Origin of the sequence: Lactobacillus kimbladii, from assembly GCF_000970755.1 — a bacterium.
Lineage (GTDB): Bacteria > Bacillota > Bacilli > Lactobacillales > Lactobacillaceae > Lactobacillus > Lactobacillus kimbladii.
This window is the reverse complement of sequence record NZ_KQ034007.1, coordinates 48,378-74,097: the sequence shown is the minus strand read 5'-3', so window position 1 is coordinate 74,097 and position 25,720 is coordinate 48,378. Positions and strand designations below refer to the sequence as shown.

Here is a 25,720-nt window from a genome sequence, read left to right as displayed (position 1 = left end):
TCTTAATTTCATTGTAAGCCTTTTAAAAATTAAATAATATCTTCTTTCTCATTTACTTGCGCTAGTTTCCAGCCTGTCATAAAGTGCTGTTCACGTAAAGAACGCAAGTCATTATAATCACTTTCCAGACTATCAATTGCATCCTGCAATTTTTTGTTTTGCTTACGAATCTGGTCAAGTTCGGGATCATTAACAACGCCTTTTAGGTGCATTTTAGCAGCTAATTCACGCCGTCTTTCCTCAAATTCACCCTTCAAAGTAGCAAGAGCGTCTTCATATTTAACCAGTTTTCGGTTAACTTCAGGGATTTCATTATTTAAACTGACAAACAATTTATACGGCATGTTGGACTTGATGCGATTGCATTCCGTGCAGGATAAAATCAGGTTGTCAAAATCATTATTATGTGACAGTGAAACCGGATCTTTGTGATCAACACTGCGTCCGCGCCTGCCACAGTATTGGCAGCGGTAATGGTACTTGGCCCGAATACGCTCGCGGTCAATATAATCCACTTCATTGAGTTTAAAGTCGACGTTTAAGCCTAATTTACTTAGGTTTTCAGCAAAAGTGAATTCGCTGCTGGGCACAAAGTCAGTTTGACCCGTCTCGCTGTCTATTACTGCCTGATTAAAATCATGTGCTGATAGCTGTTGCTGGGCCAATTCATTGCCGTCATAATCCTGAATAAAGGCTTCATAACGCTTGCGCACGTCATTTTTGGCAATTAAAAACGTAGGACTATCTGAGTCTTCATCTTTTCCGACAAAAGTAAACAGCAGACATTGCGCAAAGACTTTCACTGCAATATTAGCAAAATTCTCCGGTGCTTCTCCTCTTTGGATACACAGATCGCAAATACTAGTTAATTTAGGGTTAATCAAACCCATTTGTTTAAAATGTTTGGCATTGATGCGCAAACCGCATGCACTGCATTGAAATTTCACTTTTAAGCGTTCTCCTTAGAGCAAAATGTATGTATCATTAATCTAATTCTACTCAATTTAGAGCAATAAAAAAAGGCGGACGAAAACTTCATCCACCTTTTAGTTTTGTTTAAAAACAAACTATTTATTTTCGTCTGCTTTGGCCTTGTTCAAGAAAGCAACGACTGCTGCCACGTGCGCAACGCGTTTTCTGCCGTTCTTCTTGTTCTTAGGTCTTTGGTTTGGTTCACAACCAGTGTTGTAATTTTCACCTTTACGCATAGTACTATACTTCCTTTCAAGATTTTCGAAAATCTTATATAGTTTAACACTTAGGACTTTTTGAAGCAAGATGCGCTCATACTGAACCGTTCTGTTTTGCCATTTAAAATAAAAAGCGCTCCATTCTGGAACGCTAAAAATAAAGTTATTTTTGAGTACATATTATTAGTTAAATGCACTAATTATTTTCACTAACTGTCATAGCAGCATCAATTACGCCACTGTCATCGGCTAAACTAATGGCCGCATTCTTTTCATCTACTACCAAATCGTTGCCTAAATATTGCATTTCTGCAGGACTGGTGTATAAATCCAAGCCAGCATTATTTTCAACTCTAAGTGAAAAGTCTGGGTCTTGCTGATCCAAGACTACAAATTGAAAACGAGTCCCGGCAGCACAGCTACCGGCAATGTTAGAATATTTGTTGGAACCGTCATTTAATGAAAGCAAAACAACTTGTCCGTCTTTCACACTTTTCTTGATTTTATCAGCTGCACCTGCTTTAACATTCATTTTAACTGATTCGGAATTACTCATTTTAATATTTCCTCCTAATCCTTAGCAATTTTCTCCAGTATAGGATATATTAAGTTATAGTGTCAAAAATTATGTTTATAGTAAAAGTGCTTTTCACCATGAAAAATTTATTATTGCGTATAACAGAAAAAAAGGTCAAAATGTATATAGCGATTATAGATGATTATAACTTGTGAAAGGGGACATTTTATGACCGTCTTGAAAAAGGTTTTTAGTGATAAAATCCTGCAGATTACTTTTGTAATAACGATTATCAGTCTTTTTTTTGCTAGACCGCGGCTTGAGGATATTAACTTACATACTATTTTTTCAGTCGCCGCGATGCTAATCATTATTCAAATATACGCTTACTTGCACGTTCTGGACGTGTTGGCGTATAAACTGACCAGTATTGCCGACAATATGCAGAAATTAAACATCTTGTTTACGCTTCTAGCGATTATTGCTGGGATGTTTCTCGGCAATGACATAACAGCGCTTACATTGATTCCCCTGTATTTAAATATTGCCAAAAGATGTGACTTGCCACAAATTTTACCTGTCACTTTAATTGGTATGGGTGCAAATATTGGGGCTGCTTTTACTCCGTGGGGCAACCCCCACAATATTTTTTTGGTCAGTAAATATTCTGTTAATGCCCTGCAGTTTTTCTCCTGGTCTTTGCCCTATTTATTAATGGCATTAGTCATTACGTTTATTATTTTTTACTTTATCCCTCGTAAAAAAATTCCCAGACAAGATATTAAACAGATCAATATCAGTTTAAGGCCTACAATCATTACTACAGCAGTATTCGCCTTATTTTTCTTAGGGGTATTTAAGGTGATTAATGTGGCAATTCCGATGATTGTGGCAATTATTTTAGCTTTATTAATCAATCCCAGAATTTTGCTTAAAGTGGACTTTGCTTTGCTATTAACCTTTACCTGTTTCTTCATCTTCATTAGTGATATTCAACAGATCCCGATGATTGTCAGCATCATTCATACGATGATTAATTCGGAAAGTTCAACTTACTTCACTTCGATTATCTCCAGTCAGATTATCAGCAATGTGCCTGCAACTATTTTAGTTGGTAAGTTTACTCCATACGCGGAAGCACTATTTTTAGGTTCCAACATAGGCGGCTTTGGCTCTCCTATCGGTTCAATGGCCAATATGCTGGTCTTAAAAACTTTTACTCAAAATGCGACAGTTTCCAGAAGCGAATTTTTTAAGAAATGGTCAGTAATGCAGTTTATTGGTCTGATTGTTTTAACCGTTGTGGGCTGGGGACTTTTATTAATTTAAGATACAATTTAGTAAAGCTTTGCTAATGAAAGATAGTATAAGCTTCTTTTTTATATTCAAAAGGTCCTTAATCAGTTATAATTAAGAGATACATATAAGGAGGAATACTATGAATAGTTTAACTTGGGTAATTGTAATTATTGTTGTTTTATTAATTGCACTTTATATTACAGTTTACAACAGTTTACAAAAAGCCAAAGTATACACCGATGAGTCTTGGAGTCAGATTGATGTACAACTAAAGCGGCGTAACGACTTGATTCCTAACTTAGTCGAAACAACTAAGGGCTACGCCAAACACGAAAAAGAAACATTGGAAAATGTTGTACAATTGCGTAATCAGTTAACAAATATTCCCAGCGATGATCACGCCCAAACCTTAAAGGTTTCTAATCAGATTTCTGATGCCCTTAAATCAATTTTTGCCTTATCAGAAAACTATCCGGACCTTAAAGCCAACCAAAACTTCTTGAAACTGCAAGAAGAATTAACTAACACTGAAAACAAAATTGCCTATTCAAGACAACTTTACAATTCTTCTGCTGCACTTTACGACCAAAAGCTGTTAACTTTCCCGTCTAATATTGTTGCTCACATTCACGGCTTTAAGAAAGTTGACTACTTGCAAACCAGTGAATCTGAAAAAGAAGTACCTAAAGTTAAGTTTTAAATACCAGGTCAACTTTTATGTTATTTCAACAAATTGCCAGCAATAAACGTAAAACCGTTGGGATTATGGGATTATTTGTCATTATTTTGGCACTTGTAGGGGCAGGTCTTGGTTATCTTTTTGGCAACCGGCCTGTTTTAGGATTAATTATTGCTGTGGTTTTTAGCTTGATTTACATGCTAATTGTCCTGCCTAACCCGGCCAATATGGTTATGAGTCTTAATCATGCTCAAGAAGTCCAAGAGCAAGATAATCCTGAACTGTGGCACGTTGTACAAGATATGGCACTGGTCGGTCGGGTGCCAATGCCGCGAGTTTTTATTATTGATGATCCTAGTCCTAATGCTTTTGCAACCGGACGTGATCCCAACCATTCTGCTGTGGCAGTTACTCAGGGCTTACTTGACATGATGAACCGCGAAGAACTGGAAGGCGTTTTAGGTCATGAGATTTCTCACATTAGAAACTATGATATTTTAGTTTCTACTATTGCCGCAGTATTAGTTGGTGTCATTTCTTATTTGTCAGGTATTGCCAGTCGCTATATTTGGTGGATTGACGATGATCGCGACAGCGATAACGACAATGGTGGTACTATTGTAGTCATTTTTAAGATCGTGGCTATTGTATTTGTGTTAATTCTGGGTCCTATTTGTGCCAGTTTAGCGCAAATGGCATTATCGCGAAATCGGGAATATCTGGCTGATGCCTCTTCAGTAGAATTAACTCGCAACCCGCAAGGACTGATTTCTGCTTTAGAAAAGATTGACGGTTCCGAGCCCATGAAAAAAGCCGACCCAAGCAGTGCCGGCATGTATATTGAAGATCCTGTACGTAAAAAGCGCAGTTTTGCTCACTTATTTGACAGTCACCCGCCAACAGCTGACAGGATTAGCCGCTTAGAAAAAATGTAATAAAATAAAGCAACCTTTTTTAGTCAAGGTTGCTTTTTATTTTAAGTTGATGTTTGCCTGTCTAAATAATTCGGCCCGCATTTGGACTGGCGTTTCATGATAATATTCACTAAATTTTTTATAAAAGAAGGACTTGCCACTGTAACCTACCCGTGCAATTATTTCTTTTACGGAAATATCTGGTCGGGCAAGCAAATTTCGCGCCTCTTGCATACGCCTTTCATCAACATGTTCGACGAAACTTTTACCAGTTTTTTGTTTAACCAAACTTGAAAAGTAATTAGGATTAAAGCCAAAATGTTTAGCAGTGTCATTAAGTGTTATGTCAGTAAAGTGCGCATCAATATAATTTTCTAAATCAGTTTGAACAAATTGATGGTTGGTCACAGGTGCTGTCGCTAAATCTTGATTTCTAACTGCAGCAATTAATAACAAGTTTAACTCTGCTAAAATTACCTGACGGGTGTAAAGATCCTGATTAAGATATTCATCAATTACTTTTTTTAGTGCGTTTGCAGATATAGACAGTGCTGTACTATTCAAAAATAATAAGCGTTTTTGATTATAAGCGTCAGTAATTGCCTTAAAGACCTTTTTTTCACGTGAATCCATGACAGAATAGTTTCCCAGAAAATCCAGCATCTTAAAATTACGGTTGAATTCCAACTTAACTAATATATCATTTTCGCCCTGCTGCAATATTTCATAATTACTTTTTCTCTGTAAAAACACGATATTGCCAGCTTTAAGCAAAAAATTCTGATCATTAATTCTGGCTTTTACCGATCCCCGAGCTTCATATAAAATAGTTGAAGCTGTAGTTTGGTAGCGATGAACTCCAGTATTGCGATTTTCCAAAAATACTCTGAATAAATCAAAATTAATATTTTTTGGTTTGATTTTTACTTCATTAGTGTCGGACTTAGTTGAATCCAAAATACTGGCTAAATATTGTTCAAGTTTAACTGCTGCCATTATTTCACCTTCTTATGCAAATTTTAGAATATATAGATTTATTATATAGCAAATTTTCATCTTACTAATAGAATTTTGTTATTTAAATTAAGGAGAGAATACTAGTAAATGTAGACATCTATTTTTCTTTTATGTATAATGAATTTAACATCGGGGTGCCGCAAAGGCTGAGAACAGACCCGTCGAACCTGCTATGGATAATGCCAGCGAAGGGAAAACGAAAGATTTTACATCGTCAGGCATTGTCCTGACGATTTTTTTGGTAACTAAATTGATTAAATTAAATAACCTGAATTTTTCATACGATAAGCAAAACAAAATTTTAACAAATATTAATCTCACTATTCCTACTGGAGAACTTTCACTATTAGTTGGTCCAACCGGCTGTGGTAAATCTACTTTATTAAAAATTTTAGCGAATTTATATCCCGAATTTGCGGGCCAATTAACCGGTACCCTAGATTTAGGCGGATTAAAATCAGCTATGATGTTTCAAAATGCCAGTGAACAGTTTACGATGACAACGCCACGTGAAGAAATTATTTTTGCACTAGAAAATCTGTGTCTTAATAAAACTCAATATACAAAACGCTTGAATGAAGCTGTTCAGTTCACGCAAATTGATTATTTGCTTGATCAAAAAATTAACACCATGTCTGGTGGTGAGCAGCAAAGAGTTGCTTTAGCTGTACTTGTTGCGATGAATGTCGATCTTTTTTTACTTGATGAACCCTTTGCCAGCTGTGATCCAGCTGCTCGCAAATTCTTAATTGCTAAATTAGCTCACCTGCGTGATCAAGGGAAAACAATTATTTTAAGTGATCATGTGCTAACTGACTATGAAGGCCATTGCGATAACCTGTTTCAATTTCAAGGTAAAAACCTAGTGCAACTTTCTGCCAGTGAAAAAGAAAAACTGTTGCAAAAAAATACGGAATCTGTTTCTTATACTTTTGCCATCCCTAACGATGACAAAGAAATTTGTTTTAAACTCAAAAATACGGAGATTACACAAAACCGCTTACTTTTACAGCAGGAACATTTAAATATCTTTTCTGGTAAAACTACTCTTATTACTGGAGCAAACGGAGTTGGCAAAACTTCTCTTTTTAACGCACTGACCAAAATGATCCCATATGCAGGCAGTTTAACTTATCACAAGCAGGAAATCAGTAAATTATCAGCTCGCAGGTATCTGCTTAAAGTGGGGCAAATTTTTCAAAACGCGACTGATCAGTTTATCAATGTTTCTGTTGCGGATGAAATCAATTTAAGCAAAAAGCAGCGAACCAACAATTATTTTACTGATGACAAAATAAACGAGGCTTTAATCTCCCTTAAACTTGATTCACTGCTTGACCACGTGGTTTATTCATTATCTGGCGGGCAACAAAAGAAACTGCAAATTTTACTAATGTTGATCTCCGATCAGGATGTATTGCTAATTGATGAGCCCCTTAATGGCTTGGATGCGGACTCTGCTAAGAAGGTGATGGCTTTATTAAAAGAAAGTCAGAAAGCACGTAGTCAAACGCTCTTAATTATTAGTCATGAACTAAGGAATCTGGCAGATTGGTGTGACTACCACCTCATCTTTAAAGACCAGCATTTAACCTATGTGAATAAATGAGGTGTGATCATGAATCCCAGCTTTAAATTTTTTCTAGCACTGATTATTTCGATAGAAATATCTCTTAAATCTAGCTTGTTAACTAATCTGTTAATCATCTTTTTTACCATAATTTATCTAATTTACAAACATATCAAAGTAAAGAACCTGCTTTTAACTTTATTAATGCCGCTAATTGCTGCATTTACGGTTTTTGCTACTTTATATTGGTTTGCACCTCAGCCTAATTTGCAAAATGCACTGAGTTTATCCAGTCGGATTTACGTCTATACCCTGACTATCTACTGTGTATCAATAGGAACTACTGCCACAGAATTAGCACGCTCTTTTGAGCAAAATTTCCATTTACCCAGTAAGTTTGCTTATGGAGTTTTAGCCGCTCTTAACATCGTCCCCAGAATGAAGGAAGCCGTTAAACAAATACGCACTGCCGGCATGATGAGAGGAGTTTATTTAAGCTTTTGGTCACCTGTTTTATATTTTAAAGCTATTCTGGTTGCGCTTAATTCGGCAGAAAATTTAGCACAGGGTATGGCATCTCACGGCTACCGTGAGAGCGCCAAGCGCTCAATTATCGTGCCTGTGCCCGTTCAAAAAAGTGACTGGCTTAAGTCGATTGTTATCCTGTTTTTAGTTAACCTGGCACTATTTACATTAAAATAAAAAAGCGGACCTGCGTGTCCGCTTTTTCTATGGCCTAAGTTATTTTGCCAAAGTATAGCCTATAATATTTACTTTGACTGACTGATCTGCATTGACCAAAATTTGAGGTGTTTCAGAAGTATAATACCGTTCTGAAAATACCAGTTCACCGTCATTTATGAAAAACTCAATGGAACTGGTATCAATAAATACCTGGATTTTCAGATTGGGCTTTGGTCTTAATCTGCCATAGCGTCGAGAATCAGCTGCGGGTTTATCAGCTCGAGTTAAAACCACTTCGTTATTCCCTTTGTTCCAAGTGAGTGTTACTAAATTTTCCTGCTTATTTTTGAGTACCAAATTAATCTCATTGCCAGACCAATTTTCTGTTTCAGCTGTCAAAAACAATTCCAGATGCTGCGGATCGGAAACATTAATCTGCTGTGAGGAAGTTACTAATTTTTCAGCAATAACTTTTTCTTGCCGCAGCTGTTTCAATTCTTTAATGGGTTTCATATACAGCTGATTATTCTTTAAAGTTAATTCCCTCGGCAAGGTTAAAGCACCACACCAGCCATCAGCCTGCTCGGGAAAATCAGCGTGCCACATATCAAGCCAGCCAATGACAATGCGCCGGTTATCAGGTGTTAACATCGTTTGCGCCGCGTAAAAATCGTGGCCATGATCAAGTTCTTGAAACGCTCCGTGTGCAAACTGGTTTTGGTGATAATCCATCTTGCCGATGAAATATCCCGTTTGGTAAAGATTAAGATACTTTTTACCCTTTGCTGCAATTCCCTGCGGCGAACATAAGAGAACATCTTGCCCATTTAGTGAAAAAAGATCTGGACACTCCCACGTATATCCTTCATTATCTCTTCCCTGAGAAACCGCAATTGGTCCTAAATATTTCCAGTGCAATAAATCAGTTGACTTATAAGTAATTGCACGACCCAGTCCTGCCTTATTTTGACTACCAACAATAATATAATATGAATCTCCATGTTGCCATACTTTCGGATCACGAAAGTGCTGTGAGTTATCAGCCGGTGGTAAGGCAATTACTGGATTACCACTATATTTTGTAAAATGAATACCATCATCACTATATGCAACATTTTGCGTTTGGCAAAAACGACTATGATCATTCACATCATAATAATGATTGCCAGTATAGATCAGATATAAACGGCCATCTTTTTCAATCGCACTGCCAGAATAACAGCCATTGTCATCTTCAGGGCTGTCTGGCGTCAGCGCAATTGGCAGTTCTTCCCAGTGAATCAGGTCTTGACTACGATAGTGTCCCCAATGCATTGGTCCTCTTTTAGATGAATAAGGATAATACTGATAAAAAATATGGTAGTAGCCTTGATAATACGAAAAGCCATTAGGATCATTCATCCATCCGGAAGGTGTTGAGACATGATAATTAAGGCGATAACGCTCATTGGTAATTTTTGCTGGAACCCGCATTCTTGTTTCTTCCTTATTCTTATAAATTTCAGTTCGCTTACTTGTTTAATTGCAAAATCAAATTGCCGTGATTTACTTCTGTATCCTTATTCTTGGTGGTAAAGCCATTTTTATATTCAGGGAATAATACCATGACCGTAGTTTGTTTACCAGCTGCTTGAATAGCTTTTAAATCCATCTTAGCCAGTGGGTCGCCGGCAGCAATCTCTTGACCATCTTTTACTAAAATTGTGAAACCTTTGCCACCTAAATCAACTGTATCAATCCCCATATGCAATAATATTTGTACACCATTTTCACTCTTTAAGGTAATTGCATGCTTAGTCGGAAAAACTGATACCACTTTTCCATTAACGGGTGCAAAAATGTCGCCGGTAGTCGGCTGAATAGCAAAACCATCTCCAACTAATTTTTGGGAAAAAGTTTCGTCATTAACTTTTTCAAGAGGTAAATACTCACCATCAACAGGTGCTAAGACAGAATTATCATCAGTAGCAACTAATATTTTGCTTTCTTTGTGGTCCACTCTTCTTTTGTTTTCCGGTAATATCGGCCTGAATTTATTCCAAACCAGAATAAAAATAATTGGCAAAACAAATGCAATTAGGTTACCAATAACATACGGTCCAATTGGTCTGGCAACCGTTAAACCGGGAAGTACAGTAAGACCCTGAGCTAAACCTTTAACATTTAACAGTTTCATGTAAACTCCGCCAAATCCGGCTCCCAGAAATGAACATACGAAAGGCACAATACTGTATTTAAGATTAACAGCAAAGATAGCGGGTTCAGTAATTCCGACTAACGTAGGAATAAAGCTTGAAATAGCAATGTCACGATCCTTGGATTTTTGCTTTAAAATCAAATACATCCCAATACAGCCACCGCCTTGGGCAATAATGGAAACTGACCAAATAGGTTGAATATAATCAAATCCTGTCTGCACAATTAAATTAGCTTCAATTCCCTGAATAGCTTGATGCGTTCCCGTTACCACTAAAGGTTGCAGTCCCGCAGCAAAGACAAAGGCACCAAAAGCGCTCATTTTCATATAAAGGAAATTAATAATGCCGCCTAAAATATTCCCAATCCAGAGACCGAGAGGTCCAAAAATTAGAAACAGAGATAAATTGGCCGCCAGCAAAGTAACCGCAGGCACGAGTATATACGAGACAACTTGAGGTATATATTTAGTAGCTATTTTTTCAACCTTGGCCTGAAACCATGCAGTTAAAATCGCCGCAAAGACACCACCTTGGAAACCCACAGCAGCTATTTTTAGACCAAATAAATTCCAATACGCTGGATGAACTTTTCCCAGCACAAAAGCATTTCTATCAGCCAAATCAGGTGAAATCATGACAAAGCCGACTAATATTCCCAAAATTGGATTACCACCAAAGCGCTTAGTGGCTGAATACATTACTAATACGGGCAAGATTTTAAATGTAGTGGCAATAACATTTAAAAATTTACAAAAATCGCCTACATACACACTCTGCTGGGCTAGTGACTTGGTCATACCAAACATGCCCGGAGTAGCAAGTAATGACCTTAAACCTAAGATCATTGCAGCACCAATAAAAGCTGGAATTATAGGAATAAAGATATCGCCAAAAACTTTAAATGCTTGCTGAAATTTATTTTTGTTTTTGATACCTTCATCTTTAATTTGATCAACTGATACTTCTTTAGTCCCAGAGATTTTAACAAAAGCATCATAAGCCTGCTCTACTGCTCCCGGACCAAATACTATTTGCAGTTGCCCGCTGTTGTATATTACTCCTTTAGTACCCTCAATGTTATTAAGGGCATCTTGGTCGGCCTTATTAACATCTTTTAAAACTAGCCTTAACCTGGTAACGCAGTGTGTAGCACTAACTACATTATCTGCACCACCAACATTTTTTAAAACTTCTTGTGCAATTTTATTATAATCTGCCATTTATTTTGATCCTCTTTTATCATTTACGATAATCATTGGAAAATTCAATTTGATCAAGTTGAAGCGTTCCGTTAGTCACGGTCACACTTAAAGTATGGCCAAACTTATGGTAAACGCGAGCATTTAACGCAGTACCATCTAGATAAATCGTTAGGATATTATCATCCACAATTACTTTTAGATCATACTCTTTGCCAGCCTTTAAATTGATTGGTCTGTTAAGTCCCTTGTTCATCATTTGGTACCACCTGTAACAAGGGTTTTTATCCAAAGTTAAGCAGTTCTCATCTAAATTAAATCTAAACTCATAAGATTCATCTGTTGCAGGATTTCGATAAAGTCGAATAGAAAAATCACTGACAGATTTGCTAAAACTGATTTTAGTATGGAAATAAAAGTGTTCGCCCGTATCTTCAATAAGTTCTTTTTCTTCAAGAGTGTCTGTAGTTTGCAATTCCTGTGGCGGAATTTCTGTTTTATTTGCAAAAGCTGTACAAATTTCTGCCACAGGACGTACACCTAGCGTATTATCTGCTCGTTGATAAATCTCTTGTGGTACAAAAGTACCGCCCCATTCATAATTGTTCATATCATTCAGACCAACTTTAGTGGGAACCCAGCCAAAGAGTACACGGCGCTTGCCGTCAAAAGCCGTTCTGGCAGCATAGTAAGCTCGACCGTCAAAAGCTTCATCTTTAGGCTTGAGCCACGGGCCATTCAGACTTTTACTCATTCTATAAAAGACCTTGTTTTTCACGCTATATTCTGAATAAAGCAGATACCACCAGTCACCCATTTTAAAAAGCTGAGGCATTTCAAACATGGTATATAAATTTGGCGCCCAGAAGTCACCCTCAAATTGCCAATTTTCTAGATCTTTTGAAGTGTATTTGACAAGTCTTCCAGTCAACCGATGCTTATCTTGACCTTTTCGCGCTCCTAAAATCAACAGGTATTCCTTTTTGGTATCATCCCAAATGACCGATGGATCACGCCAATTACGGTTATCATAACCAGGCTGTGGTTCGAGCTTTAAAGCATTCTTTGATTTCGTCCAGTGAATAAAGTCCTTACTGGTGGCGTGTAGTAAGATTTGCGATGTCTTTCCTTCTTTTAAAAATTCCTTATTAAAACCTGTATAAAAGGCATGAATGGTATCTTTCGCTTTAAAAATAGACCCAGCATAAACAAATTGGTCCCAGTCTTGAGCTCTACCCCGCTTTAATACTTCTCCATAATCTTGGTAGTGCACAAAGTCTGTAGTGGTTACCAGCGACCAGCCAAAAGGATCAGTAATAGGTCCATGAACTCGTTTATCTCGTTGATGGTAAATATAAAACTTACCATCCTGAGCGTAAGGCATAATATCTCCTACCCAAACATCTTTAGGTTGATAATAAATTTGTTGATTATTAGTCGGCTTTAAATCCATCGTTTCCTCCTTGTTAGCACTTACATTTACTATTGAATATACTGCAACCCGTTACATATGTCAACCGGTTACATATGTAAAATTAAAAAAGCCAGTTAAAAAAAACTGGTAATTATTAGACTGTATGCCCTATATAAAGGCTTACAGGAAGGTCAAGGCGATCTGTTTCTTTTTTGCCGTTAATTTTATTTATTAATTTTTCTGTTGCTACCTGTGCTATTTGACCAATTGGTTGTCTGATTGTTGTTAATCTGGGATTATATAACAAAGTTTGCTTTGCCCCATCAAAGCCGATAACTTTGACATCTTCTGGTACTCTTTTATCATGCATCTCTAGATAAAAAATAGCTAATGAAGCTAACAAGTCATCTCCAGCAAAAATGCCATCGATTTGGGGATGGCTCTGCAAATAATTTTCAATAGTTTCTTTCTTTTTAGCAGCACTCCACACAAATGGTACTTCCAGAACATTTTCAGGTAAATTATTCTTTTTCATCAAATCTAAATATGCAGTTGAGCGATCGTTAGCCGGCAATTTGACCGAACTATCGCCCCTAATATCCAGTATCTGCCTACACCCACGGTCAATTAACAATTGCACCGCCATTTTACCACCAGCATAATTATCACAAGCTACAGTTGTAGTATTTTCACCCAAGTCACGGTCAATTGCAACTATGGGCAATTTAGAATTTTGATAGCCTGAAACATGCTTATTATGCGTGCCAACAATAATGCCGTCTACTTGATTTTTACGGAGCATTGTCAAATAATCAATTTCTTTTTGAGGATTATTTAGACTGTTGCAAAGAAGCATTTTATAGCCTTTTTGGGATAATAAATATTCTATATCCTGTATTAATTCAGCTTGGAAAGGATGAACATTTGACGGAAAAATAACACCGACCGTATATGTTCTTTTTTGGTAAAGAGCACGAGCCAGATCGTTGGGATAATACTCTAATTTTTTCATAGCTGCCTGGACTTTATCACGAGTTTCCTTGCTAATATAGCCCCTATTATTTAAAACTCGCGAAACTGTAGCTGTGGAAACTTGTGCTTCTTCAGCAACTTCACGGATTCCAATTTTTTTCATACTAAAATTCCATCCTAAATATATTTTAAAAATCAATCCTATACACTTTTTAAAATGCCATTTGGTTTACTTATGATACGGGCTGCCACTGTTAATCATAAATGCGCGATAGATTTGTTCAATCAAAACTACCCGCATCAACTGGTGTGGCAAAGTCAATTCGCCAAAACTCAGCAGATCATTGGCCCGCTTGTTTACTTCCGGGCTGGTGCCCAAACTGCCTCCAATTACAAAAGTCAAATCCGAATGTCCGTAGGTGGCCAGATCCTTTAGTTCCCGCGCGAATTTTTCACTGCTTCTCTGCTTTCCCTTTATTGCAGTCACAAAAACATATTCTTTATCCTTGATTTTACTCAGGATTCTTTTTCCTTCTATTTCTTTAACGCTATTTTGTTCTGCTTGACTAAACTTTTCCGGTGCCTTCTCATCGGCCACCTCAACCACCTGCACTTTAGCAAACCTACTCAGCCTTTTTTGATATTCAGCGATTGCATCTTTAAAATATTTTTCTTTTAACTTGCCTACACAAACAATTTTAATATTCATAATAGCTATTTTATCCCCCAATTCCCAAAGTTTCCACTTGCTTTTTCCACAACTGTGTAAAGCTCAAAACTACATTTTGTGGTTTTGACCTTTAGTAAGCGAACAAATTGTGTTTTGAAAATTTTTTGGTATTTATCATCCTTAATTTACCCACATACAGATTTTTCATAGTTGCTTTTCACAAACTTTTGGACCTCAAATACTGCTGTTAAGCCTTGAACAACTGTTTGTACTAATTAAATTTCACTATTATTTACACACAATTCACAGGTTATCCACAATTTATCCCAACCGTTTTTTCGCATTTTATGCACAATCCACAAAGTTATCCACAATTGTCAACAAGATTTTTAGCTATGTTTTTTGCTTGACAGCAATAAATTTCGAACTTTTTTATGTTTCCCAGTATTAATGTTAAGAAAAAGACTATACTTATGTTTGAAATCGCATAGTATAGCCTTTTTATCACTTAATTCTAGAATATTATTTGCTTAATCAGATTGTAATTTTACGCGTAAATTAATCTCTTTGCCGTTACGGTTAATGGTCAAATTGATGGTATCTCCGACTTTGTGATTATACAAAATACTGTGTAACGAAGCTACATCTGACACAGATTTGTTGTCAACTTTGATAATTACATCACCAGTTTTAATTCCTGCCGCAGACGCTGCACTGTGCTTAGAAACAGAAGCAATGTAAATACCATTTTTCAGATTGGACTTAATGTTAAGTTGCTTTCTGTTACTGTAAGGTATGCCTTGCAAAGCAATCACTTTAACACCTAGTTGAGGACGGACAATCTTGCCTTTTTTAACCAGTTGATTAACTATAGTTACCACTTCATTGGACGGAATGGCAAAACCCATGCCTTCAACTGATGTACCGTCACTTGATTGCGAAAGCTTCATTGAGTTGATACCAATCACTTGCCCCGCAGAATTGACTAGGGCACCACCCGAATTACCCGGATTAATAGCGGCATCCGTTTGAATAACCGTCTGCTGATTAGCAGAAGAAGTAGTGATACTTCGTGCCGGAGCCGAAACTATTCCTTGAGTAACCGTAGAAGCGTATTCGCTGCCAAGAGGAGAACCAACTGCAATTACCGTTTGACCAGCCTGTAAACTCTTAGAATCGCCAAATTCAGCTGTTTGAGTTACATAGCTGCTATCAATGGAAAGAACAGCCAAGTCCGTTGTAGCATCCGTACCCACAATACGTGCATTAACTGTTTTGCCATTGGACAGCATGACTTGCACTTTGTCACTGCCAGAAACAACGTGATTATTAGTTACAATATAGCCTTTATTGCCAGATCTCTGGTAGATTACGCCTGAGCCCTCGCTATAGGTCTGCAATTTCCCCTTGCCTTTATTGTCATTATCGTCATCGCCAAAAATATCGAAAATCGAGTTGCTGCTGCTTGATTGCCGTTTCATATTAATAACTGAAACCACAGCACCTTTGACATCATTATAAGCCGGCGTCATTGTTCCGCTGGTTTTGGCACTATTTCTGGAAGTCTTGGCACTATTTGAACTAATACTAGTTTCAGCATTATTATTCATATTAGCGTTATTAATTTGATCTAAGGCCACATATGAAGCACCACCACCGATTAATCCGGCAACAACACCAACAATAGCAGTTTTCATAAAACCATGCTGCTGATGACCAGAGTTTTGATTATTCATCATTTAATCTCCTTTACACATCTTTTTACTATACTAACAAATCTTGAAAAAAGATAAAAAGTTTCCTTAAATTTGTACTAAATTAGTTGGCTGGATCGGATCGGTCAGAACAATTTTAACATCACTCGGCAAGTTAGCATCCCCGTCAACCATTATTTTTTTAGCAGCATTATAAGCCAATTTTGCTGTATTATTATGCTGACTTCTATGTGCTAAAAAAATGTGTTCGGTTTTACTTGTCACCACATCGAGCAAAGCCTGCCCGGCATCATCATTTGATAAATGTCCGACATCTGACAAAATGCGTTGTTTTAAGCTCCAGGAATATGGACCATTGCGCAACATCATATCATCATAATTAAACTCCATGAGATAGGCATCCGCATCTTCAATCACGCTTTTTACTTTACGAGAGACATAGCCGGTATCTGTCAAAAAAGCGATGCGCTTACCGCCACTGGTGAAAACGTAATATTGCGGCTGGGCCGCATCGTGACTAGTCGCAAATGCTGTCACATCCAAATCGCCAAAAGTCTTGGTTTGCCCCGGCTCAATAATATTAATTTGTTCAACCGGTATTTGCCCAATTTTTTGTGTTTCAGTTAAATATTCCCAAGTACCACTGTTGGCAAAAGCAGCAATTTGAGGGTAGCGACGCATTAAAACTCCCAGTCCTTTGCTGTGATCTGAATGATCATGACTTAAAAAGACCATGTCAATGTCTTTAATGTCAACGCCAACTTCACTCAATAAAGTCTTAATTTTTTTACCTGATAAACCTGCATCCATTAAAATTTTATGCTGACCAGTTTCAATTAAGCTGGTGTTACCAGTCGAACCGCTGGCTAAAACAGAAACTTGCACCGCATTATCCCTTCCTAATTTTTCTGTACATTAACATTATATGAGCTGCCCTGCAAGATTTGTGCTGTAAATGCATTAACTCTTTTAACAGTGATGTTCTTAGTAGTTTTATTTTCAACTTGAATTAACCATGTAGGTAATAAAATTGTGCTGCCACGAACATCTGTCAATCTAGAATAGCCTAAACTAACCCGCATTACCCGTGAATTGTTGGCAATTTCCCTGTCAGTATACATGGCCTTAACAGCATGCCACGCACTGATAATTAACTGCGGTTCTCGAACTGCTTTAATAGGGCCCATATAAGAAATAGTATAGTTAGTAATTTGATTATCGCGCACATTAATTGTTAATTGCGCGTCACTGTCATAAATGCGGCCGTAATCGGTATTTTGCACATAACAATAGGTATTGTCACCAGACATGCTGGGTTCAAACTTAAATGTTTTACCATAAGGAACATTTTTAGGATCATTTTTAAAATCCTCCAGCTGCTGCATATTATTTTTACGATTGCCACTGAGCAAAATCATAGATTTGGGTGTACCAGTCAAAGAATTGTCACTTTTGGAATAATGTGTAGCAACTTGTGTGAGACCACTGCTTTTACCAGAAAGATAGTCACGATTTTTAACGGCTAAATAATAGCCGGACTGTTGTTTATGTGAAATATGCAATGGCACATCAATACCATCAGCACGCATCTCAGCACGAATGCTCGTTGCAGTAGAACCGGCAGTATTGCTCAAACTAATAGGCGAACGCCAAATTTCAATTCCTAAATAAATATCGATTAACAAGAAAACAATGAAAAACAACCATTCTATTCTTTTACGGTCCATCTTACTTCCCTTCTTCCGTTAATGTCTGCCTATATTTATTCAGGGCAAGAAAATCTACTTTCTCCCATTCGGCTAAACTCTTCCACTCATCATATGCTTTAACATAATATCCTGGTACCAAGTTAACCAAGTGGTCGTGTGATTTGTCCTTTTCAACCTTAAAGGCTACTATTATACGTTGAATTTCATTTTTTCTCATACCGGCATTTACTAATCTTTGCATCACTGCTGTACTTGTCGGCAAAGTTTTCGTTTGCCCATCAAAAGGTATTGGAATTTGCAAATCCGTATTATTAAAATCAACTTTTACAGCATCTTCAGTGAAAGTTGTTGCAACCTGCGGATTATTTTTATCCCAAAAGACTGGTATGCCTTCAATATAGTTAATGTAGCTTATAGAATCATTTATAGTATCAAAGTAACGCAAATCCTGCTCGCTTAAACCTAATTTATGAACAAAATCTACGCTCTCTAAAAGCTGATCATTAAGCGATATGTCTTTACGCTTCTCATAACGGGTATAGTGAAAATCATGTCGTTCAGTTTTGGCCTTAGGGACGCGCAAATTGGTATAGTAATTTAGCGAGTACGTAGTCCAGCCCTTTTTATTAGAGCGAGTTGTCACGTTAGTAGTACCTAGGAGCCGAGATACAAAATATGAATCAGTTTGGGTATTAGTAAGATAGCTGTATATTTTCCAATGGTCTTGCTTAGTAAAGAATACCTCATAACAATTTTTGAAACGTACAAACTCCACTGGAATTCTGCCTTGAGCCCTGCTGGCATAATTGCGTAGTTTAGAAAAATTGCCTTTAATTAAATGAACCCGGTAAACGGTATAAGTCTTATCATTCCCCAGATAAAGGTAATTATTGCTGTCTGTCACAAAGACACGTCGAAATTGCACATCATTTTTTCTAACATTTTTCCTAGTAAACAAGTTGATGCTAACTTCTTTAGGAAAGCTTAGCTGAATACAATTTTCATCATGCAGCATTTTTTCATACTGCGTTTTCCCAGTGCTAATTTTATTAATACTACGGTATCTTACCCCTTTTATTTCTTTGACAAATTCCAGGGGCAAATTCTTTTTAGCATCATATAAACGGTATAACTGACCGTTTCTAAATCCATAAGAATTAGTGGGGATATACAGGTTGGAAACAATGCGGCCACGCCTATTTTTTGCCTGTTCAGTTACTCTGTTTGTTTGATTAATATGATTAAAATACTGGTCATTGGTCATGATAAAAATCCAGAGAACGATTGAGAGAACGAAAACAGCCACCGTCCCCAGTAAAAGCAACGCATCGCTGAGCTTAAATTTAGACTTCATCCCAATCATCCCCTTCGCTCATTGGTTCATAAGGCAGTGCAATATAAAAAGTAGAGCCGTTGCCTTCACTACTATTGGCCCAAATATGACCGTGATGTTCCTCCACAATTTCTTTAGCAATCGCAAGACCTAGACCAGTGCCGCCTTGAGCCCGTGAGCGAGCTTTATCAACGCGGTAAAAGCGATCAAAGATTTTAGTCAGATCTTCACGTGGAATGCCTAAACCTTGATCAGCAATACTGAGAACAATCCGCTTTTGTTCAGAATGAAGTTTCACTGTGATCACGCCACCATCAGGTGAATATTTAATAGCATTGTTCATAATATTATCGATTACTTGGGCAAACTTATCTGTATCGATTTCTACCCACAATGCCTGTGTGCCCAACTCACGCTTAATAGTATATTTTTTGTTTTCTTTTTTATCCGTTTTGACAATCATGTCAAAGCGATCAAGGATATGAGCTACAAAGTCATTAAAGTTAACCCATTCCACATCAACTTTAGAAACTCCTCTATCCATGCGCGACAAGCTGAGAAGCTCACTAATCATTCGGATCATGCGCTCGGTTTCTTCTTGTGTTACCTGTAAAAATTTAGGAGCAACATTGGGATCTTTCCAGGCCCCTTCATTTAAAGTTTCAATGTACGCGTGCAGACTGGTAAGCGGGGTACGCAACTCATGAGAGACATTAGAGACAAACTGCTTTTGTGAATTCTCATTTTTCTGTTGTTCAGTAATATCATGCAAAACGCAAACACTACCGGAGACAAAACCAGTCACCCTTTTAATAAGAGAAAAGCTGGCATGTAAAATGACTTCATCACGTGTTCCCTGGCCAATTGTAATCACAATGCCCTTTTGGCTACCAATCAGATCCTGTGAAGACTCTTCCAGACCTAGGACTTCAGCAATCGGCTTATTAATAATTCCATCTTCTGTTTGGTTTAAAAAGTTGAGCGCCATTTGGTTAACAACGTTAACATTGCCGTGCCTGTCAGTAGCAAGAACCCCGTCACTCATATGAGACAGGACGCTGTCTAGTCTGCGCTGCTCACTTTCAGATTCTTCTTGTGAGCGTTCAATTCTGACAGATAACGTATTAAAAGCCTGTCCTAATTGACCCAGCTCATCATTTGAATAGATCTTTACTTGACTTGAATAGTCACCGTCAGCAATACTAAGAGCTTGCCTTTGCATTTCTTCAATCGGTTTAGTAATCGCATGGGAAACAACTAGCGATAAAATGGCACCCATTACTGCCGCAATTAAAGAAGTAACCAGGAACATCAGTGAAATATTGCGCAAGTCATTAAAAACTCCCTGCATCGACGCGCGCACATAAATGGCGCCAACAGTATTAGCGGATCCGTTACCCGCATTTAAAGGAGTAACCTGCACCATGTAGTCGCCGTGATTATTAACTACTTTAGTTGCCTGCCTACCAGTGGAAGTTACCTGCTTTACCAGAGTATTATTAACTCGTTGGCCAATACGATTTTTATCATTTAAATTTGAGACTGCACGAATAATGTCCTTATTATCCACCACAATAATTTCACTAATTGTGCCAATACCACTGCTATAATCGTTAACAATCCTATTCAAGTTGCTGTCAGTATGTTTATTATCCTTTACTAACTGTGTCGACAGCTGATTGGATACAATGGGCAAAACCTGAATTGAAGATTGAAAATTGTCAATACTGTTTTGTTCCAATTGGCGCGTAAAATAAGCACCGATAACTTCAATTGTGGCAATAATCATCGCCATAAACACGATAGCTAAAGTGGTATTAATAGAAATAGTTAAATGTTTAAACTTATTCTTGATTTTTTTCATAGCTTTACAAAATAAAATAAAAAGAAAGCCGCGCTTGCTAAACATTGCGGGGCTTTCTTTGCTAGTCTTCATTAGGCTGTTTTACATAATAGCCAACACCGCGCCGAGTTACTAAAATCTGCGGCTGGATTGGATTATCTTCAATTTTTTCACGCAAACGGTGTACAGTAACATCGACTGTCCGGACATCGCCAAAGTAGTCATAGCCCCAAACAGTCTGTAAAAGATGCTCCCTGGTCATCACCTGATCCATATGCTGCGCTAAATAATACAGCAACTCAAATTCACGGTGAGTCAGTTCGATTTTTTTGCCTTCTTTTTCGACAATATAAGCATCTGGCATAATGACTAAATTGCCAATAGCAATGTTTTTAGTTGAACTATTTTCACTGGCACTTTCATCTTTTTTAACGATATTGCGACGACGCAAATTAGCCTTCACCCGCGCTACTAATTCACGGTTAGAAAAAGGCTTAGTCACATAATCATCTGCGCCCATTTCCAGACCCAAAACTTTATCAATTTCAGTATCTTTTGCTGTCACCATAATGATAGGCATATCATGAGTTTGTCTTACTTCACGCGCTACATCCAAACCGTCTTTTTTGGGTAGCATCAAGTCTAAAATCATTAAGTCAGGATTGTATTCGTCAACCTTCTTGATAGCTTCTTCACCATCATAAGCAGTGTCGACGTCAAAACCCTCTTTTGTCAAATTAAATTTAATAATATCAGAAATCGGTTTTTCATCATCAACAACGAGAATTTTCTTTGACATCGAAAAGCCCCCTTTTGTTATCATTATACTGGTTTTTAGTTTATTAGCCAAAAAAGTCATCAAAATTTAATAAAAAAACTTGCATTTCACTGAAAATAATAGCATAATAGTCTCCGTTGGTTATTTGTAATAACGCTTATGGGTGGCTAGCTCAGCTGGCAGAGCAACGGACTCTTAATCCGTGGGTCCAGGGTTCGAACCCCTGGCCACCCATTAATAATAAAGGTAGTAATCAGTTGGTTGCTACCTTTTTTGTTTGTCAAAAGACCTTAAACCTTTATATAATATCAGATCAGTTTCATTTGTCAATTCTATTGTATTTGTTATTGTTTTAAACAATTAATCCAGCACTTTTTCAGCAAAAGCATTGGTTCAACAGTATTTCATCTACTTACTTTACTTTTGCAAGACTTCATGAAATTAACAAATAAAAGCAACAAACTATAGCTTTATAACTACAAATTCTGCCCTAAGCAAATGTTAAGCAGAATTCTTTATACTTTTTTATACAAAAGCCTTGTCAAAAGCCGAATTAATTGTTATCATAATTAACTGTCAACAGAAATGGTAACGGGTGGCTAGCTCAGTTGGCAGAGCAACGGACTCTTAATCCGTGGGTCCAGGGTTCGAGCCCCTGGCCACCCACCATAATAAAAATGGCACTGCAAGTAGTCGGTGCTTTTTTTATTGCTTTTAAAAAATTCAGTTTGAAGGAGACTTTCTAGTCCCCTTTTTTGTTTTCATAATCTGCAATATCCGTTAGAACTTGTTCTGCCAGTTCTTTGACAGTGGCACTTGTCAGCTTGCGCTCCTTTCCACCAAGTGTATCTTGTTCAAGCCACCACTTTTCGAGAATCTCAAGTGAAAAAGGACTTTCTTTTTCTTCATTATGTTTTACGGTTTGCGCAAAAGAAATATCTAAGTAATAAACAAAGGCTCCTGCACCAAATTCATGAATTATTTTAGTTAAAGCTGTGCCATAAATCCTTTTAGGCAATATTCCTTCCAATATAATTATAGGATAGTATTGTTTGCCCCAGTCAATCATTAATTCTATCAGACTGGCAGTTGGCGCCGCCACTTTTTCCTTAACATGCAAAATATCAAGGCGCAATAAATCTTCATGTAAAAGTAAACATTTTTGGTAGCCAAAATGATTTTGCAAATAATTGGCTAAGACAGTTTTGCCACTGCCTGAATTTCCTCTAATTAAAATAAAAATTGGTGTCATTGCATCTTTTTCCTTTCAATACGAGTGTCTAAAAAGCTAACGCTATTATTAAGCTTTTATATTTTTAATAATAGAATAATATATATAAGATATAATTAATACATAAATGATCAAAGTAGGCAATATTAATGAAGAAAAAATGGTTAATAGGATTAAGCAGCATTTTAGGTTTACTCTTAGTTACAATCGTCCTGTTTCACACTTATGAACAAAAAAATTCGCATACGGCTACGGATGAAGTCAGTTCCGCCAATACGGAAAAAGCTCATTTTAAAGCTACGCCTACCATTTATTTGCATGGCTATGGTGCTGGCGTTCATTCAACTGCTGGGATGATCGCTTATGCCGAACGCCATAATGGTGCACACAAAGTTTTAACAGCTAAAATTTCTCCTGCAGGTAAAGTTGAATTACAAGGCAATTGGCCCCGTAAAACTAAAAGACCGCTTATTCAAGTAATTTTGCAAGATAATAAAAACAGCAACTATTATACGACACGTGAGTGGTTTTACAACCTGATATTATGTTTAAAGCAAAAATACCATATTAAGCAATATAATACCGTAGCTCATTCTATGGGAAATATCATGACTCTCTCTTATCAACTAAAATACGGACAGGAACGTGATTTGCCTCGACTAAAAAAGCAGGTTAATCTTGGAGCACCATTTAATGGTATTATCGGTCTAGATGAGAAGCCTAATCATAATTACCTGCTTAAAAATGGCAAGCCAAAATACATGACCCAATCCTACCAATATTTTTTAGCGCATCGTCATAACTTTCCAAATAATGTATCAGTATTAAATATTTTTGGCAATAAAGAAAATGGTACCAATTCTGATGATGACGTCAGTTGCGTTTCAGCTCAATCTTTACGATATTTGTTGCGTGGCAAAGTGAATTACCATGAAATTGAAATTAAGGGTGCAGCTGGACAACACAGCAAGTTGCACGACAATTACAAAGTAGATCAGATTATCGGCCGGTTTCTGTGGCCCAAGTAGTTATTAATTCTATAAATAATTTTAATATTTTTTTCATAAATTATAGCGTATAATAAAAAGAAAAAAGATATTTTATAGTGACAGGAGAAACAGGATGACTCCACTAATCGAAAATTTCATCTCCAAATTGGCTCTGAATTTGACGTCTTTATCTACATCAGAACAAAAATATACACTTGACTTCTACCGTGATTTTCTGCTGGACGGTGATTTTCAAGCAAAAGAAGAAATAGTTAAAGAACTAGGTACTCCGGATGACCTTGCAAAAGAAATCAAGCAGGATTATGTTAAATTTTTAACAGCAGTTACTGCCTCTGCTAATGACCCCCATGCCAGTGATAATTACTTTAATGGCTTGCGTGTCAAAAGATATCCCCGCAGAAAGCGTACCATTACCCTTGAAAACTTCAATCAAGTAAAATTGGCAGTTAAGACTACAGATGTAATTATTCATCAAGGTAGTCAATTTCAAATAACCGTAGCAGATTACAGCAGCAGACCCATAGAAACTAATTTAGTCAAGCAAACGTTAGTTGTTAAAGAGGCTCCTGTTGAGAAAAAAAACAGTGTAATCATGTTCAACAGGCTCACGGCTGTCAGTCGCGTGGAAATTACTGTTCCTAAACTAGATTCTTTAACTAAAATTAGTGGACAAAGTCATAATGGTGACATCATGTTGCAAAATCTAAAACTTAAAAACATCGTACTTAACCTTCATAATGGTGACATATACATCAACAATGTCAGAGTTTCAGATGAATTTATTTTTGTCGGCCAGAACGCTGATTGCTTTGTTACTCAGTCAAAAATTGCTCAGTTATCTAGTAAAGTGCAAAACGGAGACGGCAGTTTTAAACGCAGCATCCTTAAGCAAATAATTACCCAAACAGATGATGGAGATATAGAAATTAACCAATGCCATGCTAACATCAGTTTGCAAGCACAGGATGGAGATGTTCTGATCAGGAAAAGCCAGCTAACCGATCAAAATATTGTTAAGAGTACGAATGGCGATTTGAAGTTAGGTCAACTTGCCCATGACATCAGTGTGCAACTTAAAGTAAACGATGGCGACATTATTTATCGCAATTCCAGTATTGGCAATAGTTTTAACAGTCAAAGTATGCAAAGTGACTCGTTAATAGCAACCTTAAGGGATGGAGATATAATCATTAAATAAAAGTAGGACGCAGCTGATGTGACCCCCGAAATTGAAGTGCAACTAAAAAGTTAGACATTTTATTATTAAGCAAGACCTAACGCACGATTCCGATATTTAATCGGAGTCGTGTATTTTAGTTTGTTTGAACTTCTGATGTGGTTGAACCAGTAAACGTAATCGCGCAGTACTGCCTGCAGGTGAACCATAAACGCATTTACCGACTGATGAAGGAGCACAAGCTGCTGGCCCGCAAATACAACTTGCGTGCAGGCAAGTATGATTCATCAAAAGGTCCGCAAGGCAAGAAGGCGAAGAACCGCTTCCACCAGAAGTTTAAGACCGATCGGCCCTACCAAAAGGTAGTCACCGATATCAGCGAGTTTCGCTATGGCAATAAGAGCATGAGCCAACGGTTATATTTCTCGCCCTTTAAAGATCTTTACAGCGGTGAAATCATCAGCTACACCATCAGTCAGCGGCCACAGACCAAATAAGTTCTAGATGGACTCAAGTAGGTTTTGGCGATCCGGCCCAAACAAAAGAACTAACCAAAATGGTTAGTTCTAAAAATATAATAAAGTTCAAATAAATTTTCAAG

23 protein-coding genes, 2 tRNA genes, 3 pseudogenes and 1 riboswitch are annotated in these 25,720 nt (G+C 37.3%); of the genes and pseudogenes, 10 read left to right on the top strand and 18 right to left on the bottom strand.

Annotated features, from left to right (window positions below):
- Window positions 1-29: 29 nt before the first annotated feature.
- The 3 genes from JF75_RS00840 to JF75_RS00835 form a co-directional block, all read right to left on the bottom strand.
- On the bottom strand, window positions 30-947 hold the full coding sequence (locus JF75_RS00840; RefSeq protein WP_046331455.1) for an HNH endonuclease: 918 nt from the start codon (window positions 945-947) through the stop codon (window positions 30-32).
- A gap of 120 nt (window positions 948-1,067) precedes the next feature.
- Window positions 1,068-1,208, bottom strand: coding sequence for a hypothetical protein (locus tag JF75_RS10485; protein WP_122051793.1), 141 nt, complete (start codon window positions 1,206-1,208; stop codon window positions 1,068-1,070).
- Window positions 1,209-1,386: 178 nt separating this feature from the next.
- Window positions 1,387-1,746 carry an iron-sulfur cluster biosynthesis family protein gene (locus tag JF75_RS00835; protein WP_046331454.1) on the bottom strand — a complete coding sequence of 120 codons (360 nt, stop codon included), beginning with the start codon at window positions 1,744-1,746 and terminating at the stop codon, window positions 1,387-1,389.
- Window positions 1,747-1,935: 189 nt separating this feature from the next.
- Between JF75_RS00835 and JF75_RS00830 the strand changes: the two genes are divergently transcribed.
- From JF75_RS00830 to htpX, 3 genes are all read left to right on the top strand, one after another.
- Window positions 1,936-3,036 carry an SLC13 family permease gene (locus tag JF75_RS00830; RefSeq protein WP_046331453.1) on the top strand — a complete coding sequence of 367 codons (1,101 nt, stop codon included), beginning with the start codon at window positions 1,936-1,938 and terminating at the stop codon, window positions 3,034-3,036.
- Between the two features lie 109 nt (window positions 3,037-3,145).
- A complete protein-coding gene (locus tag JF75_RS00825; RefSeq protein ID WP_045927388.1) occupies window positions 3,146-3,706 on the top strand; it encodes a LemA family protein in 561 nt (186 codons plus the stop codon).
- 17 nt (window positions 3,707-3,723) lie between these two features.
- A complete protein-coding gene (gene htpX / locus JF75_RS00820) occupies window positions 3,724-4,620 on the top strand; it encodes a zinc metalloprotease HtpX (RefSeq protein WP_046331452.1) in 897 nt (298 codons plus the stop codon).
- Between the two features lie 36 nt (window positions 4,621-4,656).
- Here htpX and JF75_RS00815 read toward each other — a convergent pair whose 3' ends face one another.
- A complete protein-coding gene (locus JF75_RS00815) occupies window positions 4,657-5,595 on the bottom strand; it encodes an AraC family transcriptional regulator (protein WP_046331451.1) in 939 nt (312 codons plus the stop codon).
- Between the two features lie 141 nt (window positions 5,596-5,736).
- A riboswitch (TPP riboswitch) is annotated at window positions 5,737-5,827 on the top strand.
- Between the two features lie 39 nt (window positions 5,828-5,866).
- Between JF75_RS00815 and JF75_RS00810 the strand changes: the two genes are divergently transcribed.
- Both JF75_RS00810 and JF75_RS00805 read left to right on the top strand, forming a co-directional pair.
- On the top strand, window positions 5,867-7,225 hold the full coding sequence (locus JF75_RS00810) for an ATP-binding cassette domain-containing protein (protein WP_084605798.1): 1,359 nt from the start codon (window positions 5,867-5,869) through the stop codon (window positions 7,223-7,225).
- Between the two features lie 9 nt (window positions 7,226-7,234).
- A complete protein-coding gene (locus JF75_RS00805; protein WP_046331450.1) occupies window positions 7,235-7,888 on the top strand; it encodes an energy-coupling factor transporter transmembrane component T family protein in 654 nt (217 codons plus the stop codon).
- A 39-nt stretch (window positions 7,889-7,927) separates the two neighbouring features.
- Here the strand turns inward: JF75_RS00805 and JF75_RS00800 are convergent, their stop codons facing one another.
- The 12 genes and pseudogenes from JF75_RS00800 to yycF all read right to left on the bottom strand — a co-directional run bounded on the left by JF75_RS00800 (window position 7,928) and on the right by yycF (window position 21,722).
- Window positions 7,928-9,343 carry a glycoside hydrolase family 32 protein gene (locus JF75_RS00800; protein ID WP_046331449.1) on the bottom strand — a complete coding sequence of 472 codons (1,416 nt, stop codon included), beginning with the start codon at window positions 9,341-9,343 and terminating at the stop codon, window positions 7,928-7,930.
- Window positions 9,344-9,380: 37 nt separating this feature from the next.
- Window positions 9,381-9,812 (bottom strand): annotated as a pseudogene (locus JF75_RS10750) (PTS sugar transporter subunit IIA); the annotation flags it as partial.
- Window positions 9,813-9,869: 57 nt separating this feature from the next.
- Window positions 9,870-11,288, bottom strand: a pseudogene (locus JF75_RS00795) (PTS transporter subunit EIIC); the annotation flags it as partial.
- A 19-nt stretch (window positions 11,289-11,307) separates the two neighbouring features.
- Window positions 11,308-12,720, bottom strand: a complete 1,413-nt coding sequence (locus JF75_RS00790) for a family 43 glycosylhydrolase (protein WP_046331448.1) — start codon at window positions 12,718-12,720, stop codon at window positions 11,308-11,310.
- A 115-nt stretch (window positions 12,721-12,835) separates the two neighbouring features.
- Window positions 12,836-13,816, bottom strand: coding sequence for a LacI family DNA-binding transcriptional regulator (locus tag JF75_RS00785; protein ID WP_046331447.1), 981 nt, complete (start codon window positions 13,814-13,816; stop codon window positions 12,836-12,838).
- Window positions 13,817-13,882: 66 nt separating this feature from the next.
- Window positions 13,883-14,362, bottom strand: a complete 480-nt coding sequence (gene rlmH / locus JF75_RS00780) for a 23S rRNA (pseudouridine(1915)-N(3))-methyltransferase RlmH (RefSeq protein WP_046331446.1) — start codon at window positions 14,360-14,362, stop codon at window positions 13,883-13,885.
- A gap of 491 nt (window positions 14,363-14,853) precedes the next feature.
- Window positions 14,854-16,062 (bottom strand): S1C family serine protease, encoded by a 1,209-nt coding sequence (locus JF75_RS00775; protein WP_046331445.1) that lies wholly within the window; start codon window positions 16,060-16,062, stop codon window positions 14,854-14,856.
- Between the two features lie 63 nt (window positions 16,063-16,125).
- Window positions 16,126-16,923, bottom strand: coding sequence for an MBL fold metallo-hydrolase (locus JF75_RS00770; protein ID WP_046331444.1), 798 nt, complete (start codon window positions 16,921-16,923; stop codon window positions 16,126-16,128).
- Window positions 16,924-16,937: 14 nt separating this feature from the next.
- Window positions 16,938-17,765, bottom strand: a complete 828-nt coding sequence (locus JF75_RS00765; protein WP_046331443.1) for a two-component system regulatory protein YycI — start codon at window positions 17,763-17,765, stop codon at window positions 16,938-16,940.
- 1 nt (window position 17,766) lies between these two features.
- Window positions 17,767-19,101: a hypothetical protein gene (locus JF75_RS00760; RefSeq protein WP_046331442.1), complete on the bottom strand. Its 1,335-nt coding sequence runs from the start codon at window positions 19,099-19,101 to the stop codon at window positions 17,767-17,769.
- A complete protein-coding gene (gene walK, locus JF75_RS00755) occupies window positions 19,091-20,944 on the bottom strand; it encodes a cell wall metabolism sensor histidine kinase WalK (RefSeq protein WP_046332877.1) in 1,854 nt (617 codons plus the stop codon). Before walK ends, JF75_RS00760 begins: the two co-directional genes overlap by 11 nt.
- A 61-nt stretch (window positions 20,945-21,005) precedes the next feature.
- Window positions 21,006-21,722 (bottom strand): response regulator YycF, encoded by a 717-nt coding sequence (gene yycF, locus JF75_RS00750; protein ID WP_046331441.1) that lies wholly within the window; start codon window positions 21,720-21,722, stop codon window positions 21,006-21,008.
- A 140-nt stretch (window positions 21,723-21,862) separates the two neighbouring features.
- Between yycF and JF75_RS00745 the strand changes: the two genes are divergently transcribed.
- Window positions 21,863-21,935: transfer RNA gene (locus JF75_RS00745), tRNA-Lys, on the top strand.
- Between the two features lie 359 nt (window positions 21,936-22,294).
- A tRNA-Lys gene (locus JF75_RS00740) sits at window positions 22,295-22,370 on the top strand.
- 73 nt (window positions 22,371-22,443) lie between these two features.
- Here JF75_RS00740 and JF75_RS00735 read toward each other — a convergent pair.
- On the bottom strand, window positions 22,444-22,953 hold the full coding sequence (locus JF75_RS00735; protein ID WP_046331440.1) for a zeta toxin family protein: 510 nt from the start codon (window positions 22,951-22,953) through the stop codon (window positions 22,444-22,446).
- Between the two features lie 128 nt (window positions 22,954-23,081).
- Here JF75_RS00735 and JF75_RS00730 point away from each other — a divergent pair, with 128 nt between their 5' ends.
- Window positions 23,082-23,960 carry an alpha/beta hydrolase gene (locus JF75_RS00730; protein ID WP_052726837.1) on the top strand — a complete coding sequence of 293 codons (879 nt, stop codon included), beginning with the start codon at window positions 23,082-23,084 and terminating at the stop codon, window positions 23,958-23,960.
- 94 nt (window positions 23,961-24,054) lie between these two features.
- Complete coding sequence (locus JF75_RS00725; RefSeq protein WP_046331439.1) at window positions 24,055-25,140, top strand: DUF4097 family beta strand repeat-containing protein; 1,086 nt, start codon at window positions 24,055-24,057, stop codon at window positions 25,138-25,140.
- Between the two features lie 65 nt (window positions 25,141-25,205).
- Here the strand turns inward: JF75_RS00725 and JF75_RS10305 are convergent.
- Window positions 25,206-25,307, bottom strand: a pseudogene (locus JF75_RS10305) (IS3 family transposase); the annotation flags it as partial.
- Here JF75_RS10305 and JF75_RS00720 point away from each other — a divergent pair.
- Window positions 25,278-25,616: an IS3 family transposase gene (locus JF75_RS00720; protein WP_141639299.1), complete on the top strand. Its 339-nt coding sequence runs from the start codon at window positions 25,278-25,280 to the stop codon at window positions 25,614-25,616. The pseudogene JF75_RS10305 and the gene JF75_RS00720 sit on opposite strands and share 30 nt — an antisense overlap.
- Window positions 25,617-25,720 lie beyond the last annotated feature (104 nt).